Source organism: Paenibacillus sp. strain BS8-2, assembly GCF_054483835.1.
On record NZ_CM137010.1, the window covers coordinates 5757439 to 5777144 of the forward strand.

General features: G+C 50.4%; 18 protein-coding genes. All 18 read right to left on the reverse strand.

The features are described from left to right. Positions 1–12 precede the first annotated feature (12 nt). On the reverse strand, positions 13–651 hold the full coding sequence (gene ruvA / locus ACX1C1_RS24885) for a Holliday junction branch migration protein RuvA (protein WP_458954804.1): 639 nt from the start codon (positions 649–651) through the stop codon (positions 13–15). Continuing rightward, a complete protein-coding gene (gene ruvC / locus ACX1C1_RS24890) occupies positions 648–1151 on the reverse strand; it encodes a crossover junction endodeoxyribonuclease RuvC (protein ID WP_458954805.1) in 504 nt (167 codons plus the stop codon). Before ruvC ends, ruvA begins: the two co-directional genes overlap by 4 nt. 234 nt (positions 1152–1385) lie before the next feature. Then, complete coding sequence (locus ACX1C1_RS24895; RefSeq protein ID WP_458954806.1) at positions 1386–2015, reverse strand: BofC C-terminal domain-containing protein; 630 nt, start codon at positions 2013–2015, stop codon at positions 1386–1388. A 92-nt stretch (positions 2016–2107) separates the two neighbouring features. Continuing rightward, positions 2108–5431: a polysaccharide lyase gene (locus ACX1C1_RS24900; RefSeq protein WP_458954807.1), complete on the reverse strand. Its 3324-nt coding sequence runs from the start codon at positions 5429–5431 to the stop codon at positions 2108–2110. Positions 5432–5926: 495 nt separating this feature from the next. After that, the gene (locus ACX1C1_RS24905) at positions 5927–7927 is read right to left on the reverse strand and encodes a LysM peptidoglycan-binding domain-containing protein (protein ID WP_458954808.1); all 2001 of its coding nucleotides are present in this window, start codon (positions 7925–7927) and stop codon (positions 5927–5929) included. Positions 7928–8282: 355 nt separating this feature from the next. Further along, positions 8283–9164 (reverse strand): branched-chain-amino-acid transaminase, encoded by an 882-nt coding sequence (gene ilvE / locus ACX1C1_RS24910; RefSeq protein ID WP_458954809.1) that lies wholly within the window; start codon positions 9162–9164, stop codon positions 8283–8285. A gap of 126 nt (positions 9165–9290) precedes the next feature. Further along, a complete protein-coding gene (gene pheA / locus ACX1C1_RS24915) occupies positions 9291–10163 on the reverse strand; it encodes a prephenate dehydratase (protein ID WP_458954810.1) in 873 nt (290 codons plus the stop codon). Continuing rightward, entirely contained in the window at positions 10163–11185 is a 1023-nt protein-coding gene (thrB, locus tag ACX1C1_RS24920; protein ID WP_458957790.1) for a homoserine kinase, read from the reverse strand. Before thrB ends, pheA begins: the two co-directional genes overlap by 1 nt. Positions 11186–11207: 22 nt before the next feature. After that, entirely contained in the window at positions 11208–12494 is a 1287-nt protein-coding gene (locus ACX1C1_RS24925; RefSeq protein WP_458954811.1) for a homoserine dehydrogenase, read from the reverse strand. A gap of 25 nt (positions 12495–12519) precedes the next feature. Continuing rightward, a complete protein-coding gene (locus ACX1C1_RS24930; protein ID WP_458954812.1) occupies positions 12520–12957 on the reverse strand; it encodes an ACT domain-containing protein in 438 nt (145 codons plus the stop codon). A 114-nt stretch (positions 12958–13071) separates the two neighbouring features. After that, positions 13072–14397, reverse strand: coding sequence for a GTPase ObgE (gene obgE / locus ACX1C1_RS24935; protein WP_458954813.1), 1326 nt, complete (start codon positions 14395–14397; stop codon positions 13072–13074). A gap of 13 nt (positions 14398–14410) precedes the next feature. Further along, a complete protein-coding gene (locus tag ACX1C1_RS24940) occupies positions 14411–15217 on the reverse strand; it encodes a Spo0B domain-containing protein (protein ID WP_458954814.1) in 807 nt (268 codons plus the stop codon). A gap of 127 nt (positions 15218–15344) precedes the next feature. After that, positions 15345–15656: a 50S ribosomal protein L27 gene (rpmA, locus tag ACX1C1_RS24945; RefSeq protein ID WP_458954815.1), complete on the reverse strand. Its 312-nt coding sequence runs from the start codon at positions 15654–15656 to the stop codon at positions 15345–15347. Between the two features lie 49 nt (positions 15657–15705). Continuing rightward, a complete protein-coding gene (locus ACX1C1_RS24950) occupies positions 15706–16041 on the reverse strand; it encodes a ribosomal-processing cysteine protease Prp (protein WP_458954816.1) in 336 nt (111 codons plus the stop codon). A gap of 15 nt (positions 16042–16056) precedes the next feature. Next, on the reverse strand, positions 16057–16368 hold the full coding sequence (rplU, locus tag ACX1C1_RS24955; RefSeq protein ID WP_458954817.1) for a 50S ribosomal protein L21: 312 nt from the start codon (positions 16366–16368) through the stop codon (positions 16057–16059). A gap of 172 nt (positions 16369–16540) precedes the next feature. Next, positions 16541–17749, reverse strand: a complete 1209-nt coding sequence (locus tag ACX1C1_RS24960) for an Rne/Rng family ribonuclease (RefSeq protein WP_458954818.1) — start codon at positions 17747–17749, stop codon at positions 16541–16543. Between the two features lie 52 nt (positions 17750–17801). Next, positions 17802–18683 (reverse strand): M50 family metallopeptidase, encoded by an 882-nt coding sequence (locus ACX1C1_RS24965; RefSeq protein WP_458954819.1) that lies wholly within the window; start codon positions 18681–18683, stop codon positions 17802–17804. After that, positions 18676–19704, reverse strand: a complete 1029-nt coding sequence (locus tag ACX1C1_RS24970) for a peptidoglycan DD-metalloendopeptidase family protein (protein ID WP_458954820.1) — start codon at positions 19702–19704, stop codon at positions 18676–18678. Before ACX1C1_RS24970 ends, ACX1C1_RS24965 begins: the two co-directional genes overlap by 8 nt. Positions 19705–19706: the final 2 nt, after the last annotated feature.

The window sequence follows — 19706 nt, forward strand, 5'->3', positions numbered from 1 at the left end:
CGCTCCTTTCTGTTAGCCCTTAAACAGCTGCTGCAGCGCCCGCTTCATAAGCGAGTCTACCGTTTCCTCCGCTGTCACGCTGCCTTGCAATCCGTTCCAAGCACGATCAAGCTCTGCCGCCGTATAACCAAGTGCCGCCAGCGCTTCGCGCGCCTCCTCCCAAGCCGTGCCCGCACCTTGGCCGCTGCCTGTATCTCCCGCTCCAAGCTCTGCCGCGAATCCAGCCGCACTGAATAATAGTCCGTCTGCGTCTGCGAAGGCCAGCTTGTCCTTCAAGTCGAGGATCATACGCTGCGCAGTCTTCTTGCCTATGCCTGGAAGTTTCGTCAGATACGAGAGGTTTTCTTGCTGAATAGCCCCAACGATTGATTCTGGCCGGCCAGCGGATAAAATCCCAAGCGCCACGCGTGGACCAATCCCGGAAACATCAAGCAGCTTGCGGAATAACGTCTGTTGCTCTCTTGTTTCGAAACCGAACAAATGGATGGCGTCTTCCCGCACATGATGGTGAATGTAGACAACCTTCGGCTCGTCCTTGCCTGCGAACGCATAGGGATTAGGCGTGAAGACCCTATACCCTATATCCCTGACATCCATTACGATATATTCGGCTTCGATATGGACGACAGGACCTCTCAAATAATCGATCATGAACGTTTCACCTCATTGATTTTGTTAGTCATCACAGCGGAATGAGCATGGCAGATTGCCACTGCGAGCGCATCCGCCACGTCATCCGGTTTAGGAATCGCGGACAACTTAAGAAACATCTTGACCATTTCCTGCACTTGCCGTTTCTCCGCCTTGCCGTAACCGACGACTGCCTGCTTCACCTGCAGCGGCGTATATTCTGCAACGGGAAGACCGCGCTGCGCCGCCGCCAAAATAATAACACCTCGTGCCTGTCCTACAGCAAACGCGGTCGTAACATTGCTATTGAAAAACAACTTCTCCACCGCGACAGAATCAGGCTTATAACGGTCCATTAGCGAACACGCCGATTCATAAATCTGCACCAGTCTTGTCTCTGGCGGCGTGTGTGCCTCTGTCGTGATCGCGCCATATTGTACGGGGGTCAGCTTATGCCCGTTTTTGTCCACAAATCCGAAACCCGCAATCGCAATGCCGGGGTCTATGCCTAATACACGCAATATCTCCAGCCCCTTACCTATGTAATAACGCCGATTAAGTTCCAGCTGCTATGAGCACTATAACTGCCTAGTATGATGTCCGCCCTTCATTATAACAAAAGAAAGCATAAATGAGAACGAACGTTTGTCCATGACAAAAAAGGCCTGTCCCCATTCATCTCGCTGATGACTTAGGGAACAGACCTTTAGATCCAATTTGAATGACTTCACTACTTCGAACATTGGACGAATCGTTCATTCATAACCTTGACTTGTGCCCGATACATCTTGCGTCTCCATCGCGTAATCGCTGTAAGTGGACAATACGCTGTTATATTCGTCAATATCGCTTACCCGAATGCCCTCCCACAACTGATTGAGCTGATCCTTCGGCAAGCTGCTCTCCATAAAGTGGACATCCAGCTGGAAGAACGTACGCATGACCTTCTCCCCTTTGGGCTCACCTTCAAACAAAGAGAAGTTGCCGCTTCGGTCCATCCCGAAATATGCATTGCTCTTGCAAGCCTCCGACAAATCGTCAATTTGCTGCATCACGCGCAACGTCTGCTCATCGTCATCAAGCTTTGCGCTCCATTCGGGATGCTGACCCAGCAACCGAACGATCGTTTCCGGTCTCATTAATCCCAGCGGCTCTGTTTCTTCTCCGCATACATAAATGCGGTGCAGAATCACTTGAACAGGCTCGTTCCGATCTTGAATCATATGGCGGATCGCAGGCTCTATGGTGACAGACTTACTTGCGAAAGCGACATGCGGTGAAGTTGTCAGCGCAATGAATAGAACAAAACCGCCTAACGTCCATAAAGGACGCCTATTTCTCAGGATACGTTTCTTGACTTGCTTCCACAGGCTGAACAAAATCATGGGGAAGCCCCCTTTGACTGTCGTTTTGCTCATAGTGTGCACCAGTATTGGGTAATTATTCAGCCTTGGAAACAGAGTCTCAAAATGCCTTTCTAGAGAGATTCGGACTTCACGGTGCGCAATAAGGCCGTAATGGCTTCAGCCAACTTCATATTGTCGTGCGAATCAAACATATGGCCGGAACGTCCTTGCAGAATGCCGATCTGAGAGAGCGCGTAGATACTGTCTTTGGCCCATGTCGGCAACTTCTCATCATCAGCAAACCGAGCGGTTGAAGATGCATCGGATACAGAAAGCTTTATGGCACGTGTAATGGTCACAGCCATTTGCGCCCGGGTCACTTTCTCGTCCGGTCTGAAGGTGCCGTCTTCAAATCCGTTGATGATCCCTGCATGCACAGCAAGCGCAATATCATCTCTCTGACCTTTGTTCAATGTCCGCATATCCGGGAAAAGTGTGGATGGGTTTGTTGTTGAAGCCGACTTCAGATCCAACGCTCTGACCAGCAACTGAACCCATTCCAATCGCGTAATCGGAGTGTCCAATTGAATCGAACTCAAATCGCTTGGCACTTGCCAGATTCCTAGTTGGACCGCTTCAATCAAGTTATTCTTGGACCAGTGACCGCCAACTGCCTTACGAATTGCTTCAACCTGCGCTTTCACAACATCTGCAGCTGGCTGCTCCTCCGTCTCTTTATCATCCTGAGGCTCTTCTGTTACAGGAGGAGGCGAAACCTCTTCGCCATTGCCTGGTTCTTCTTCGTTGCCTGGTTCTTCTTCATTGCCTGGTTCTTCTTCATTGCCTGGTTCTTCTTCATCAATCGGCTCTTGCTCTTCTACAGCATAAATTCGAACCTCAGAGAGGCTGTTCCACCTGTTAATGGTATTGCCAAAGCCGGTAATGCGAATATAACGGGCGTTGGCGTTTTCTAGCACATAAGGCTCTGGGATCGAGAAGCGCCCCGTGCTTTGTCCATTATAGTAAGTGGTCCAGGTCTCACCATCCTGTGACCCTTCGATTTTGAATAAAGTGGACCTTATGTTCCCTTGATAGAAAGCAATGGAAACTTGCGACAAGGCTATCGATTTACCCAAATCGTATTGAAGATATTGTTCGCCTTCTGCTGACCAACGGGTCGACAGATTGTTATCAATCGTGTTCTCCGGTCCATTGCCCACTTCATATACGCTAGCTGTAACGGAAACAGGCTTCAACACAAACGACTTGAGTGGGTCATTGGCAATATAGTCGCAACCGCCGAGATCCAATTCGCAGATATCGTTACGATTTGTCGATACTTTAATATCATCATACCAGATGTAAGAATCGTTAGCTGGCACGTAACCTTCAGTGCCTCCGCCAAAGAAGGAAGAGAAATACGCTTTGTCAATTTTATCCGAATTGGAGACAAATCGCATACCGGTTAATTTCGCTGCAGGCGCGCCATTGTACCACATCTCGATCTCGCCATCCGGGTTCGCTCCCCCATTGGTCACCGTGTTCATCTTGACGCGTTGGACGATGTTGAACCATTCTCCTTTGGGATAATGAATCGAAGAACCGTTCAGATACTTTAGATCGGCCTCCTGGCCAAATGCGCTAGGTTTATCCATATGGTAATAATATAGCGCCGCTTGTCCATCTTTCCTCCAGATGGGACGAGCGCTGAAGCCGTTCTCTCCATCACAGATTTGACCACCGGAGCAGGAAGCGCCTCCTGTTAAGCCTAGCCCCAATTTTCCGCCGAACTGCGTGGTTCCCCAACTGAAGTCTTGAGCGAAACGAACCCAGTAAGACAAGTAGTACTCATCGGCCGGTACGAGCTGGAACGGAGCTTGATAGCCGTTAGCTGGTCCTAGCTCTCCTGCCGGATATAGCACCTTCAAGGATTTAGTGCCTGTCTTGCTCATCGTATTATCAATTTCACTTCGATCGCCGCCCAGAAGAAAATCGGCTAACCATCCGTCTTTTTTCCATTGATTCAGTCCGTATGTCGAGCCGGCGCTCCCCGCTTCGAACGAATTTTCGAGTCTGCTTTTCAGTGGGGGATCTGCGACCACAGGCTCCTCTACTTCTTCCTCTTCCTCTGCCGTGTATAGGACGACTTCCGTTATGCTTGTCCATACTCGGGCTGCGGTGGTTGCGTTATTGCCAAATCCGGTGATTCTTACGTATCTAGCGGTCGTATCCTCCAAAAAAGGAAAAGGTTCAAGCTCAGTGGTCGTACCGGAACTATAACCTTTAAATTGTTCGGTCCAAGCTACATTGTCCTGGGACGTTTCGATAATAAAATCCGTCGCCCTGGCCGCACCCTGGAAAAACGCGATGGACATCTGGGATAGAGGCATACTTTCTCCCATATCATACAATATCCATTGCCCGCCGCTCTCAGAGTTTGCAGACCAACGTGTCTCCAATTTGTTGTCGATCGTATTAGCAGCCTCATTAACCCCATCAACGGCACTCGCTTCTACTCCAACGGGCTGAATACGCAAATGCTGTAGAGGGTCGTTGTATCCAGGCGCCCATTCTCCATCACATCCACCTTCGTTCAGTTCACAAATATCCGCCCGATTAGTCGATACTTTGATTTGGTCGTACCAGATATATGAGTCATTTACAGGAGCAAACCGTTCGTCCCCTCCGCCTGCAAAAGAAGAGAAATACGCGGTGTCTACTTGATCCTCATTCGTGACAAGGCGAAGACCCGTGACCAAGGTCGCGGATTGACCGTTATACCAAACTTCGATCTCTCCATCCGGATTAGCTTGACCGTCGGTTATTGTATTAACTTTCACTCGTTGAACCAGATTGACCCATTTGCCCTTTGGAAAATAAACATCCGAACCATTGTATTTCAACACTCTGTAATCTCCGTATTGGTTTACGGCAGTTTGCTCCATCGAGTAGTAATAGATCGCTGCCTGCCCATTGCTCCTCCAGATGGGTCTGGAACTGAAACCATTGGTGCCGTCGCATACTTGTCCACCCGAACAAGCTGCACCGCCCGTTAAGCCAAGCCCGACTTTACCGGCATACTGACTGGTTCCCCAACTAAAATCTTCACTGAACCGAACCCAGTAGGAGAGATAATATTCACTGGCTGGCTCTAATTGAAATGGTGCATGATAACCTGAATCCTCTGGTCCAATTTTGCCTGCGGGATAAAGCACCTTTAAAGAATTGTCTCCTTTGTGCTTGATTGTTCCATCAATGAAACTCCGATCCTTGCCAAGCAATTGATTCGTGGTCCAGCCTATGGATTGCCAGTCTTCGAGTCCGTATTGCTCTCCGGCTACGCCCGATTCGAAGGAATTATCCAGCGAACTGCCGGCAGCTTCCGTGGTAGAGATACAAACGCTAATAATGAATACAAAGAGCATCAGCATACATCCAAATAGTCGTTTTGCCATACATGTACCTCCAAAAGTAAATTGGTAACAATCCTTGCGACTCTTAATCCAAATACACGGAGTCGCCTCTCTCGATGAGGATGTAGCCATCTGTCTTTGTCGTACCTGTACTTGTATAGCATCTGTCTAAATCATGATGTTGCTCTCCTTTCTCCCGACGAACCGCTTACTGGACCTTACGAACCAAATATATGGTAAGGTTGGCAGGGAATTTGAACTCACAGCGATTCTATTACTGTTCTGAATTGCTTGTCGATTTTCCGATTTGTGAATTGTTGTCATTTATTAAGAATATTTGAATGATATTTGTTATCGTAAAATAGTCAATTATCCAATTTCCGGATTTTTGCGGATCCGACATTCAGGAGGAAAACTTAGTTCATGATGCAAACATCAAAAAAGCACCTCTACGAACTTCGGAATTCCTCCGAATTTCGTTCGTAAAGGCGCTCTTTGCTTATGCGTTCGAGTCGTCAGTTGTTTTTTACCGTTTGACTACCGGTTTAGCCATGGCCGGCTGCCGCTCGTCGTTCTTTTCTTTGGACGAGGGGCAACTGTACGAATGACCACTTTTTTCGTTTTTTTGCGAGGCTTGGAAGCTGTTGCTTTGCTTGCTCCTGCTTTGGCAGGTTGAGCTTCAACCTCATCCTCCCGCTTTCCGCCGCAGCCGCAATCGTTATTTGTGTTATTCGGAGCAGGTGTTGCCCCCATGTTATTTTGCCATAATGGATACGGTGCATACGGTGGGTAGTTCATTGGATATCCTCCATTATCATAACCAGGTATGGATTGAGTTGACATCGTGTTAGGCAGCCCCTTCGTCGGCATGCCTGACATTGGCGAAACCATGCCTGCGCTAGTTGGCATCATGACTGTATTCGCAGCGTTCATGTTGGAGTACGGCATCATACCCGCGTTAGCCGCATTCAGGTTCGCATATGGCATCGTACCCGCGTTTGACATATTGGACATCGGGGATACCGCTCCAATATCGTTTGAGCCCGCGTATCCACTGTCAGGATACCCGTAGCCCATAGCTCCACCGTAAGGCATTAGAGCCGGAGCCGGATATCCCATCATGACTGTGCCTGGCGGACAATCATAAGGGAACATTGGGGCCATCTCACCATATGGTGACATCGCAGCATTGGCAGCATACGGCGCCACTGGATTGGATGGATTAGCGAAGATCGCCTCAGTTGCCGGAACGTTGTATTGCTGGAATAGATTCATATCCATCGACTGCATATATTCGGATTGCACCGGGCTTACCTTCTGCTCGATTGCTTTTTCGATCGGCAGCGCTTTTTTCGACGCATACGGCGTCGGAGACACCGCTGCAGGCGAAACTGTCGTATTCGGCGACATGTTGTTCATGCCTAGTGGTGAAACGTTCGTCGACATTGGCGCTACGTTATTCGTGCTCAGCGGAGAAACGTTCGTCGACATTGGCGCTACGTTATTCGTGCTCAGCGGTGCTACAGTCGTGTTCGGCAGCGTTTTGCCCGTAGATAGCGGCGACACGGATGTGTTCGGCAGCGTTTTGCCCGTAGATAGCGGCGACACGGATGTGTTCGGCAGCGTTTTGCCTGTAGACAGTGGCGACACGGATGTGTTCGGCAGCTCTTTGCCCATGGACAGCGGCGACACGGACGTGTTCGGCAGCTCTTTGCCCATGGACAGCGGCGACACGGATGTGTTCGGCAGCTCTTTGCCCGTGGACAGCGGCGACACGGATGTATTCGGCAGCTCTTTGCCCGTAGACAGCGGCGACACGGATGTGTTCGGCAGCTCTTTGCCCGTAGACAGCGGCTCAACTTTCCCCGTGTCAAGTGGCTCTACTTTACCTGTGTCAAGCGGCTCTACTTTCGTTGCAAGAGGTTCGACCTTGCCCGTATCAAGTGGCTCCACCTTGGCTTCCTTTTCCTTAGGGGCCGGTGCTGGAGCTGGAACCGGAACCGGAGAAACCGGTGCTGTCGACGTCTTCTCCATTATCGGTGCGGTATTTTTTTTGCCGATGACCGGAGCCGTCGACAACTTGCCAACTATGCCTTGCACACTTTGCATAATTGATGATGGATGTAATGGATTAGCACCACCGCCAGTTGGTTTGACCGCCGTATTGGTTTTGCCCGGCATCGCATATGGCGGAACAACGGTGTCCGCTTTGGGGATGTTGACGATTTCTCCAGTCAGCAGAACATTTGGATTTTTGAGATGCGGATTCGCATATACCATGGCAGCTAACGGAACACCCCATGCCTTGGAGAGCTTCCAAAGCGTATCCCCTTGCTTCACGACATGTTGATGCATGATTTCGACGCCGCTAGCACCGTTTTGTCCTTGAGCGTTAGGTATTTTGATTTTCATCCCTACCTCAAGCGTATCCGGATTCGTTATACCCGGATTCAAACTAACAATTTCCTCGATCGATACATTGTATTTCTGTCCGATGAAATAAAGCGTATCGCCTTTTTTCACAATATGGATTTTCACTCGCAGATAACCTCCTGTCACGTTCTGGATAACTCGGCACGGCTAATGCCCGTTATCAATCTCTACATCCTATGCAGAACATGGGCAGGTGTCGCCATCTCGTGCGAAAAAAAACTCTCCATTCATTTGGACATTCTCGACCTCTATGTAATGCCACATCCGGATGTGATCGAAAAATCCACTTCATTGCGCTCAATCCACCCCGAGTACCTCCAATAAACTCGAAAAATCGATCCCAGCGAACTCGACTGCAACTGACGTTACACACGCAGCATCATAAATAAAAACCTGCCTAGGAGTGTGTTCCATCTCCCAAGCAGGTTCCAATTGATCCATATATATATTATTCGTACAGTTATTCGTACACCTTCACACCGTCAACTTTGACGATGGAACGGAATTCTCCGAGCAGATGTGTCGTAATTGGACCGGCTTGTCCGGATCCGATCTTGCGACCGTCTACTTCGCGCACTGCGATTACTTCTGCAGCCGTGCCCGTAAAGAACACTTCATCGGCAACGTACACGTCATGCAGCGTAAACGGCTCTTCCTTCAGCTTATAACCAAACTTTTCACATAGCTCCATGATAGCTGCGCGCGTAATACCTTCAAGTGCGCCGACATAACAAGGCGGCGTGTAAACTACGTTGTTTTTGATGATGAAGATATTATCGCTCGAACCCTCCGCTACATAGCCTTGGGAGTTCAACATGATGGCTTCGCCAACCCCGGCGAGGTTTGCCTGAATTTTGACCAGAATGTTGTTTAAGTAATTCAGCGACTTGATCTTCGGATTGAGGGCATCCGGGATGTTGCGGCGCTGTGAAACGGATACCGATACAAGACCGTCACGATAAGCCTCTTCTGGATAAATCGCTAGCTGCTCGACGATTATGATGACATAAGCAGATGGACAACGACGCGGGTCTAGCCCCAGGTTGCCTGGTCCGCGGGATACGACAAGACGGATATAACCGTCACGAAGCTCATTGCGACGAATCGTTTCCACAAGTGCTGCTTGCATTTCGTCAAATGTCAACGGGATGTCAAGCATAATGGATTTGGCCGAATCATATAGACGATCCAGATGCTCTTTGCACTTAAAGATGTTGCCGTCATAAATGCGAATACCTTCGAAGATGCCGTCTCCATACAAGAAACCGTGGTCATAAACAGAAATCTTAGCGTCTTCCTTCGTTACATAATCACCATTCAAATAAATCCATTGCTGTGCCATACCTTCCCTAACACCTCCGCGATTTCATCCAAGCTAAAGTCCTAACATACTGCCAGGTTAATACAATTGCATAGATCTAGATCTGAACTGTTACATAATGAGCTCTATCATAAACGCAGTGATCAACTACAAAAGCTGCTCGTACGTAAAAGTCGGATAAGAACCTAGTATACGGATCTGACATCCGATCGCTTCGATCTCTTGAAGTGCCGCAGGGAGCAATACCGTGTCGAGCGCCATCTCAATCTCGATATAAAAATAATAATTGCCCAACTTTTTCTTGGTAGGTCTCGACTCGATACGCGACAAGTTAATACGCCGCCATGCGAAAGCCGATAACACTTGGTGCAGTGCACCTGGATAATCCTCGGGCAACGTGATCAGAATGCTTGTCTTCATTCGCTCCGACTTACGGGAAGTGTAAGGCTCGGATCCCACCAGCACGAATCGCGTGTAGTTGTTGTCGTGATCCGTCACTTCGGGCGCCAAAATATCCAGCTCGTTATTGGAAGCCGCAATTCGTGTGCCAATCGCCGTCCAACCTTCCCCTGGGTGCTCGCGCACAATTCGTACCGCTTCTGCTGTGCTGCTAACGTGTTCCGTTTCCGCTTGCGGAATCTGCTCGCGTAGAAACTGCGTACATTGCGCCATTGCGACAGGATGGCTGATTACCTTCTTGATGCGGCTCAAATCAAGCTCTCCAGCTTCACCGGTCAACTCGGAACGTCTGCCGATTAAATTCTGGATGGAGGGGTATACCCATTCGGCTTGCATGGGCAGATCCACCTCATGTACAAGCCAATCCATATGCAGACTAACAGAGCCCTCGATTGTATTCTCAATTGGGATGATACTATAGTCGCTGATACCATTCACCGTCGACAAGAACACATCTGAGATCATCCGATGATACTTCCAGTCCATCTCTTCGCCGGCAAATAGCTGCTTTGCCGCTTCGTCCGATACGGAGCCGGCAGGCAATAAAGCAATCGTCTTCATTATGCCAAATCTCCTTTAATTCGCTCCAGAAGCGTCGCACCTTCGAAGTCTGCGCCCGCATCCCGTTTCTCTACTGTTATTTGTGGTCCTGAGCTGCAAGGACCTAGCCATAAGGTTTCGGCCTTGATTCCTTCCTTGCGCATCGTGTCCTGAAGGAATTGTTCCAGCTCCGACTTCGACTGACTATCCGCATCCACAAATGCAATCAACGTGGGGCCTGCCCCGCTTAAGGCTGAGCCAAGCGCTCCGAAGTCTGATGCCCGCTCCAGAATTTCCGTCATGCCGGGAATAAGCGGCGCACGATATGGCTGGTGCAGTCGATCCTTCATCGCATGACGAATCAATCCAAGTTCCCCGCTGGCAAGCGCCGCTACGAGCAACGAGCTGCGTCCAACATTGAATACAGCGTCAGACATGGCTAACTGCGAAGGAAGCGCATGTCTAGCCTTCTCCGTCGCAAGCTCGAATGCAGGAATCGCAACTAATGTCTGCAACTTCTCATGCGGCTCAATTCTGGCGTGTACTGCCGTCTCGCCGTCCCATGCGGCGACAATAATGCCGCCGAACAACGATGCACCCACGTTATCGGGGTGTCCTTCAAGCTTCGTCGCCATCTGGAACAGCTCATGGTCGCTTAGCGGACTTTCGATCAGCGCATTGGCTGCGACCAGTGCTCCAATAATCGCCGTGGCGCTGCTCCCGAGACCGCGCGCCAGCGGAATATCGCTGTACATCGCAATTTCGAGCTCCGGGCAGTTTACGCCAGCTCGATCAAAGACCATCTGAGCGACCTTGTAGAGAAGATTGCTTTTGTCAGTAGGTAACCCTTCCATGCCATCGCCATAGAACCTGAATGTTGTTTCCCCAGTAGTGGATGCCGACATCTCGATCCAGGCAAATAACGATAAGGCCATGCCTAATGAGTCGAAACCAGGTCCCAGATTCGCTGTGCTCGCCGGCACCTTGACTGTCACGCGGCGATTATCCAATAATGCTGTTCTAGTTGTCTCTCTGATCTCCATGCTCCCCGCTCCGTTCATCGTCTTACCCTTCCACGCGATACACACTCTTGACCTTGTGCACCACGTCGAGCGTTTCGAACTTCTCAATCACCTTTTGAACAGCTGCTTTGCTGGCGTCATGCGTGATGATGATGATTTCGGCATTTGGATTGTGAGGGTTCGGTTGTTGAAGCACGGACTCCAGGCTGACCTCGAATTCGGCGAACGACTGCGTAATCCGGGCAAGCACGCCCGCGCGATCCGCGACATGCAGCAGAAGGAAATATTTAGACGAAATTTGTTCATCCGTCTTTAACTTCATTTCCTTGTATGCAATACTGTTTTGTTTTCCGTTGACGCCAAGCTTCAAGTTTTTGATAACTGCTACGAGATCGGCTACGATCGAAGTCGCAGTTGGCAGCTCACCCGCTCCTGCGCCGTAGAACATCGTCTCTCCTACTGCTTCGCCGTGTACATACACTGCATTGAAGACGCCATTGACGGATGCGATCGGATGCGATTGCTTCACCATTGTCGGCTGCACGCTTATGCTCACCAGATCGTCTTGACGCTCCGCGATGCCAAGCAATTTAAGCTCATAGCCCAGTCGTTTCGCATACAGGATATCTTCTTTCGTTACTTGCGAAATCCCCTTAGCCGACACGTTCTCGAGCGATACGTTTGTGCGGAAGCCAAGTGTTGCGAGAATCGTCATCTTGCGTGCCGCGTCCAAGCCTTCAACATCAGAGGTCGGATCCGCTTCGGCATAACCGAGGTCCTGCGCTTCCTTCAACACATCTCCGTAAGAGGCACCCTCTTGACTCATCTTTGTGAGAATATAGTTCGTCGTGCCATTCACAATACCCATGATTTTCGTGATACGATCGGAAGAGAAACCTTCCACCAATGTTCGCAGAATCGGGATGCCGCCCGCTACGCTTGCTTCATATAACACATCGCAGCGGTTTTCCTTTGCTTTCGCCAGGATTTCCGGTCCATGCATCGCCATCAAATCCTTGTTGGCCGTAACTACATGTTTGCCTAGAGACAACGCTTCAAGAATATATTCCTTGGTTTGCGTGATGCCGCCCATCACTTCAACGATGACATCGATCTCCGGATCGCGGATTACATCCCATGGATCTTCAGTCAATTTATCCGGATCGATGGAAACCGAACGTCCCTTTGCTTTATTCTGTACCGAAATCTTCTCGATCATAATCGGCGAGCCAACCTGACCCTGCAGATCCTCCTGATGCCCTTCCACTATGCGCACTACGCCTGTTCCGACCGTTCCTAGTCCGAGCAATCCTACCTTGATTGGCTTCATATCTTAACATCCTCCGCTCTATTCATTATCCTTGCCCAATTACCGCTGCCTTGCGCACGCCCGCTTGCCTCCGAAGGAGTTCGATCAGATCGGACAGCTCACCCGCCAGTCCCGAAATATCGACCGACAACACGACGTTTGCAAAGCCCTGTAGCGGGATACTCTGGTTCATCGTCAGCACATTGCCTTCTTGACTCGCTACGAGCCCCAAGACGCTGGACAAAATGCCTGAACGATGCTCCAAATCCATGGATATCGTTACGATTCGCTCACGTGCAATTTCGTTGAGAGCGAATACCCCATCCTTATACTTATAGAAGGCACTGCGGCTTAAACCTGCTCGTTCCACAGCTTCGTGAACCGTTGCCGCCATACCGCTGCTTAGCAGCTCCTTCACTTGAATCGTCTTCTGAATCGCTTCCGGCAATATATCCTCCCGGACGACGTAATAGCGTTCCGCCACTTCAGTCCTCCTCATAAAGACAACTGTACACCTATAGTGGACATTATATCGAATTACAGACTAAGGAGCAATAGGCCGTACGAAAAAAAAGACGACTGCCGTCGTCTCTTCACATTAATCGTATGGATTATAATCGGAGCCCTCAAAAAATTCAAAGGCGAAGTCGGCGATTTGAACCATGTCCCCATCCTTAGCGCCTTGCTTGCGCAACGCCTCATCAAGTCCGAGCTTCCGCATCGTCCGGGCGAATAACATAACGGCGTCGTACGAATTCAGATTGATCCGCTTCATCATCCGTTCGATGCCTTCGCTTTCTACCACAAACACTTCGTCTTCACGGTGAATCGTGAACGTAATCTCTTCGCGCTTCTCGTATGTGTATACTTTGCGCTCTTCGATTTCCTTCACATCTTCTACCTCGATTGTCTCCTCGACCGTATCAAGTACATCCGCCGCCTTATACAGCAGCTCCTGGATGCCTTGTTTGGTCAAAGAAGAGATCGGCATGATGAGATATTCCTTGTCGCCCTTCACTGCGTCCAGCTGCTCTTTGAATAGGGCTAGCTGCTCCTCGGCTTCCGGCATATCCATCTTATTCGCTGCGATAATTTGCGGTCGATCAGCAAGCTTTTCATTATACAGAGTGAGCTCCGCGTTAATTTTGAGCCAGTCGTCAAATGGATCTCGTCCTTCTGAAGCGGCCATATCGATAACGTGGATAATGACACGCGTACGTTCGACATGTCGAAGGAATTCATGTCCAAGTCCAACGCCTTCGTGCGCCCCTTCGATCAAGCCCGGCAAATCCGCCATAACGAAGCTCCGGCTATCACCTACGTCGACGACCCCTAAATTTGGTGTGATCGTTGTAAAGTGATACGCGCCGATCTTTGGTTTGGCCCCGGACACGACCGATAATAATGTCGATTTGCCTACACTCGGGAAACCAACCAGACCGATATCTGCCATCACCTTGAGCTCGAGCACGATCCAGCGCTCTTGGCCCTCTTGACCATTCTCCGATATATAAGGAGCAGGATTAGTCGGCGTTGCGAACCTGCAGTTGCCGCGTCCTCCGCGTCCACCTTTGGCCACAACAACTTGTTGCCCGTGACGCGTCATGTCCGCAATGATTTGATTCGTGTCATCATCAATGATAACCGTACCTGGCGGAATACGAACGATCGTATCATCCGCACTCGCTCCATGCATCGTCTTGACTTTACCGCGTTCACCGCGCTCCGCCTTGAAGTGTTTCTGGTAGCGGAAGTCCATCAAGGTACGTAAACCTTCGTCGACACGAAAGATCAAGTCTCCCCCGTTGCCGCCATCCCCACCTGCGGGACCACCATTTTCAACATATTTTTCCCGGCGGAAGGATACGATTCCGTCTCCCCCGTCGCCGCCTTTTACAAAAATCTTCGCCTTATCGACAAACATGTAATGCCTCCGTTCAAGCGCCCAGCCCGCGCAGCTCTGCCTTGAGTACAACCTTCTGATAAGATTGTTCTTCCGAGACATGGATGAGCGGCGCGTCTCTCAACTGCTTTTTCAATTTTTGGTTCCAAAGTTCCGGGTTTACAAGCTCGCCATCGTAGAAGAAGGATGCATACAATGTTCCTTCGTCGGCACAAAGATGCAGGCGCAACACCGCTTCTTCGCCCAATCTAGGCTTCGCCGACAGACGATAAGCATTAATCGTATGTATGAGCATCTCTGCTGTACTCTCCGCCGTGTCCTGACCCATATCCAGCAGATTTACGTTTCCTTCGACCTCGACCTCCAGCATCAGCGAGTTCGTTAATGTACGGAACGATTGAATATAACTAATTAACGAAGGAATGCCCAGCTTCGATATCGAGCTTTCAGCATTCATTCTTTCTCTTATTTTCTCCACGTAACCTATCGTCTTATCCAGCTTCCCAAGTCTGATGTAGCCATACAGTACTTGGAGGTCATTCATCCAGTCATGACGATGATGGTTTAACGTGCGCACGCTCGATGCTTGCATAGCGGCAATCGTACCTGACAATCGTTCCCGATGCGCGCGGCGTTCGCTGAGAATCCAATATATCGCGGCGGCGGCGATCCAAATTAAGCAGCCTGCCGCCAGCAGGCGTTCGCCAGGCCAGATCAGTAACGCGGACGCGGGCAAGAGCGCCGTCGTCGCGACATAATGTTTTGCCGATGTCTTGGGTATCATGCCAGAACCTGCCTTCTTAGGAAATACTAGCTTCCCCAGTATATCATGCCCGTCCATGCCGGTCATCTGCTAAAAAGCGCGAGTAACAAGATTGAACAGACCAAATCACCATACAGCTATTCCATAGGTTCACCCACACAAAAGCCCCGACCAAGCAATGCTGGCCGGGGCTTTAAGTTGTGATTTATGCTTCTACTGCAGCTGCAACAGGAGCTTGATCAACAGGGTATACGCTCACTTTCTTGCGATCGCGACCCAGGCGCTCGAACTTGACAACGCCGTCTACTTTCGCGTACAGCGTATCGTCCTTGCCGATACCTACGTTTGTTCCCGGGTGGATCTTCGTTCCGCGTTGACGGAACAGAATGCTTCCGCCTGTTACGACTTGACCGTCAGCACGTTTAGCGCCCAAGCGCTTCGATTGCGAGTCACGTCCGTTCTTCGTGGAACCTACACCCTTCTTGGATGCGAACAACTGAAGATTTAATTTCAACATGGTGTACCCCTCCTTCCGCGAGTTGATGAGCCGCCTTCCATGAGCTGTCTTATCGAAACTGCTCATGTACTACGACGTGCTTACCGTATGATGTAGCGATCGTCTCGAGCATCACAACCATGCTTTCAAGAAGCAACTGCATCACTCCGTCCGCCGCTGCATCGGGCAGCAATGGTACGTCCGATGACAACCAGCCGTTCTTCATCATGGCGGGTAACTCGACACCCGCAAGTGTTTCAATCGCATTAACCGTGCCGACCGATACCGCCGACACGCCGGCGCAGACAATGTCTTTGCCGGGCTTCGCATATTTAGCATGTCCTTCGACTGCAAATGATACGATGCGTCTGTCAGTTTCATTACGTACGAACGTAATCGTAATCATGAAGGAATCCTCCGCTTACGCTTGGATCTTCTCGATCGTTACTTTCGTGTAAGGCTGACGATGGCCTTGCTTACGACGGTAGTTCTTTTTGGCTTTGTATTTGTAAACGATGATCTTTTGGCCTTTGCCGTGTTTCTCGACTTTGCCAGTTACCGTTGCGCCGGATACGACCGGAGCGCCAGTCACGAGACCGTCCTTGCCAGTTACGGCCAGAACGCGATCAAACGTTACGCTTTCGCCTTCGCTGCCGTTCAGTTTCTCGATGTAGATCACATCGCCTTCCTGAACTTTGTATTGCTTGCCGCCAGTTTCGATAATTGCGAACATAATGGGTGCACCTCCTTGTTTTCGAAGACTCGCCTGAGGCAGGTGGCAATCGCCGTAGCGATACACTTTTATGTAACCTGTTCGGAGCGGTACCTGTACCTTCGCATCACGTACATACGAAACATACACCCAAACAGTTTATCACATCCGACAAGCTGGTTCAAGCAGTATTTTATAATGTGCCCTGGATCAAATGTCGGCCCGCGCTTTCTCTTGCTTTCTTGCGGGTAATCTCCATTAGACCAAGCCGAGTCCAGCCTACAATCGATGTCTTGGTGCCGTCACGCTTGGCTTCCTCGGCCATTCGCGCGAGCACCTTCGAGCGGCTGTCTTCCTTTTCCATATCAATGAAATCAATGATAACAATACCGCCGACATCGCGTACGCGCAGCAATCGCCCAATTAATGCCGCCGCTTCAAGATTGGTCCGGAATACCGTATCCTCCAAATTGTCTGAGCCCGTAAACTTGCCTGTATTCACATCTACAACGGTAAGCGCCTCTGTTTCTTCCCAGATCAGATAACCTCCGCTTTGCAGCGGAATACGCTTGGAGAAAGCCGTCTCGATTTGCTCCGACACGCGGAACTCCTGGAATATGCCTCTGCCTCCGCCACCGCGATACAGCTTAACCCTGCCCTCTAATGCCGGTGAGATGTCTCGAAGCAGTCCGGCAGCTTCTCCAAATCGTGCCGAATGGTCGATCCACAGCTCGTCCATATCGGATGAGAAAGTGTCACGTATGACCCGGTGCAGCAGCCCCTCCTCGCAATGCAGCATTGCCGGCGCCACCGCCCCTGCCGCTTTCACTCCGATCATTCTCCAGCGTTCGCGGAGCTTGGACACGTCGACCTGCAGCGACTCCAGCGCTTCGCCATCAGCTGCAGTTCTTATGATAATGCCCTCTTCATCCAGCCTGATTCTTTCACCTGCCACCCGCAGCCGTTCGCGCTCCACCTCGCTCGACACCTTCTTGGACACGCCTACATAGTCTGCAAATGGCAAATACACGAGCCAGCGTCCCGGAAGATTAAAATGTGTCGTCACGCGAGCTCCTTTGCCGCCTAGCGGATCCTTTACAACCTGTACGATCATATCTTGTCCAGGCTGTGCAAGCTCACGGATGCTCGGCTTGTTCGCCGGCTGCTTATCCGCATGCGGATGCAACATGTCGTCGATGTACAGAAATGCATTTTTGCCTGTGCCAATATCGACGAAGGCTGCATCCATACCAGGCAGCACATTGACGATCTTGCCTTTATAAATGTTGCCGACGAGACTTGCCCCGCCTGAACGCTCCATAAAAAATTCTGTCAGCTGCCCGTTCTCCAGAACGGCCGTCTGCATCGTATCGCCTTCCACATGCATCAGCATTTGTTTCATCGTAGCGAATCCGCCCTTTTATCATCGTATGCTTCTATCATATGCTTCTATTTTAGCCCAAAAGTTCGCGGACTGCACGATTTGGATTTAGTCCCGAGAGACAGCTCTCCACAATCTGCCCCTCAGGCAGCACTCTCAAATCTCTGCCTGACGGCTCCATCACATAGATCAGATGATAACGTTCACGATTTAATTGCCTCGCGACAGACAATATGGATTGTTCGCTGCTGACGATAATCGGTGTCGCTTTCCTTCCGCGTTCAAGTGCCGCCATAACGGCACGCTGGCGGTGGGTCAAGAAGCGCACGAACAAATAAGGAACATTGCGATAATATGTCCAGTTGCTTAACAATAGAAACAAACCGACAACCAGTAGATTCAGCTGTACGCCATCGCCGCCACCGATCCAGATTGGAGCTGCGGCGCCGACAATCATAATCAAGCTGAACGCAAGGCTCAGTCGTGCCGACCATAGCAGTGTTTGATAATAATCAACAAACACACTAATTAGCGCATGGGCGAGCTTTCCTCCGTCGAGCGGATGGATCGGCAGCAAATTAAACAAGGCGATCATCAGATTCGCCTGCACCACGTAATCGGACCAAGGTTCGGACCATAACCCTATGAACCCGCAGCCCCAAGCAATCAGACCCATCCAAACGTTCTGCAAAGGTCCAGCAATGGCAACCAACGCTTCCTCCTTGGCATTTGCCGCCCCGGCATCCACCTCAGCAACACCGCCGAAGGGCAGCAACTTAACCTCCTTTATGCGCCAGCCCAGCCCTTTGGCCACAATGACATGCCCAAGCTCATGGACAAACACAATCAAGAACAATACGGCTAACTCGGCAAAGTAACCGGTTAAGGCGGAAGCTGCCATAACCATTACAAATAGCGGATGAATCGACCAAACGATGCCCCCCCACTTAATCAAGCGTGATCACTTCAAGTGGATCCACATGCTGGTCATTCTCCTTAATGGCAAAATGAAGCAGGCTTTGTCCACTTTCATTCGCTCCCTTAAGATTCCCGATAGGGTCTCCGGCCTCTACCCAATCGTTAACCGACACGCCTGCGCTGCCAAGCTTGCTGTAGATACTAACTCGGTTATTAGCATGTTGTATTAAGATGCTGTCTTGACCTTCCGTCACCATGACAACTCTGCCCATCTCAACTGCTACTACGGAAGCTTCAGACTCGTCCGCCAGCTCGATGCCATTCAGCATTTCGGCGAATGTACGTATAAGCGATCCATGTTCGAGCGGAGCAACAACATGATCCGTCACGTCTCCATCCACCCCTACTGCTGCCTCCGGGTCGCCTTGGAATATCGGAATAAACGAAGGCGCACCTGCGAAAGCTTCTTTGTACCAAATCGCTACGGCAGCAAAATCGAACTCATCCGTCAGCGCTTGTTTCACAATGGTTTGTCCCCGTCCGGCCCAGTCCGCTTCGTAGTGGAACATGCCATAAATGCCGCCAAAAATAAGCAAAGCAGCTGCTGCCTTCCATTGCATGCCCTTGAGAAAACGACTCCAGCTGCTCCTTGGTGGATTGTCGGAATCATCGTACGTCCTCGTCTGTCTAACGAAGCTGCGGGACTCCCCGCCTTGAGCGGAATCCTCTCCCCAAGCTGACCATGGATTCGGATTACGTTTCCAAGCTAATTCCGGATCTTGTGTCTGTCCGCTGTTCCTAATTTCAGACGCTAAATCCTCTCGTTCCAGTACGTTTGCCGGATGAGACGGAAATTCCAGATGCCTTTCCTCATCCGATCTTGACCGCCAAGCTTGTCGATCCATTTGCACGTCATTCGCCTTCTTCGGATTACCTTTCACGGGCAGCTCCGCTTGCTGCGAGGGTTTCTCTGCTCCCCCCTGTTTCGCCGCATACTCTTCCAGCAGCGTCCTTATTTTCTCGTGCCTTCTATGCCTAACATCGTCTCTTAGTCCCATGC

Bases quoted from the DNA above. Each gene is read 5' to 3' on its own strand.
- ACX1C1_RS24950 (WP_458954816.1), bottom strand. From the start codon at position 16,041: ATGATTACGATTACGTTCGTACGTAATGAAACTGACAGACGCATCGTA.
- ACX1C1_RS24925 (WP_458954811.1), bottom strand. From the start codon at position 12,494: ATGAAGCCAATCAAGGTAGGATTGCTCGGACTAGGAACGGTCGGAACA.
- rplU (WP_458954817.1), bottom strand. From the start codon at position 16,368: ATGTTCGCAATTATCGAAACTGGCGGCAAGCAATACAAAGTTCAGGAA.
- ACX1C1_RS24960 (WP_458954818.1), bottom strand. From the start codon at position 17,749: ATGAAACAAATGCTGATGCATGTGGAAGGCGATACGATGCAGACGGCC.
- ruvA (WP_458954804.1), bottom strand. From the start codon at position 651: ATGATCGATTATTTGAGAGGTCCTGTCGTCCATATCGAAGCCGAATAT.
- obgE (WP_458954813.1), bottom strand. From the start codon at position 14,397: ATGTTTGTCGATAAGGCGAAGATTTTTGTAAAAGGCGGCGACGGGGGA.
- ilvE (WP_458954809.1), bottom strand. From the start codon at position 9,164: ATGGCACAGCAATGGATTTATTTGAATGGTGATTATGTAACGAAGGAA.
- ACX1C1_RS24970 (WP_458954820.1), bottom strand. From the start codon at position 19,704: ATGGGACTAAGAGACGATGTTAGGCATAGAAGGCACGAGAAAATAAGG.
- ACX1C1_RS24900 (WP_458954807.1), bottom strand. From the start codon at position 5,431: ATGGCAAAACGACTATTTGGATGTATGCTGATGCTCTTTGTATTCATT.
- pheA (WP_458954810.1), bottom strand. From the start codon at position 10,163: ATGAAGACGATTGCTTTATTGCCTGCCGGCTCCGTATCGGACGAAGCG.
- ACX1C1_RS24895 (WP_458954806.1), bottom strand. From the start codon at position 2,015: ATGATTTTGTTCAGCCTGTGGAAGCAAGTCAAGAAACGTATCCTGAGA.
- thrB (WP_458957790.1), bottom strand. From the start codon at position 11,185: ATGGAGATCAGAGAGACAACTAGAACAGCATTATTGGATAATCGCCGC.
- rpmA (WP_458954815.1), bottom strand. From the start codon at position 15,656: ATGTTGAAATTAAATCTTCAGTTGTTCGCATCCAAGAAGGGTGTAGGT.
- ACX1C1_RS24940 (WP_458954814.1), bottom strand. From the start codon at position 15,217: ATGGACGGGCATGATATACTGGGGAAGCTAGTATTTCCTAAGAAGGCA.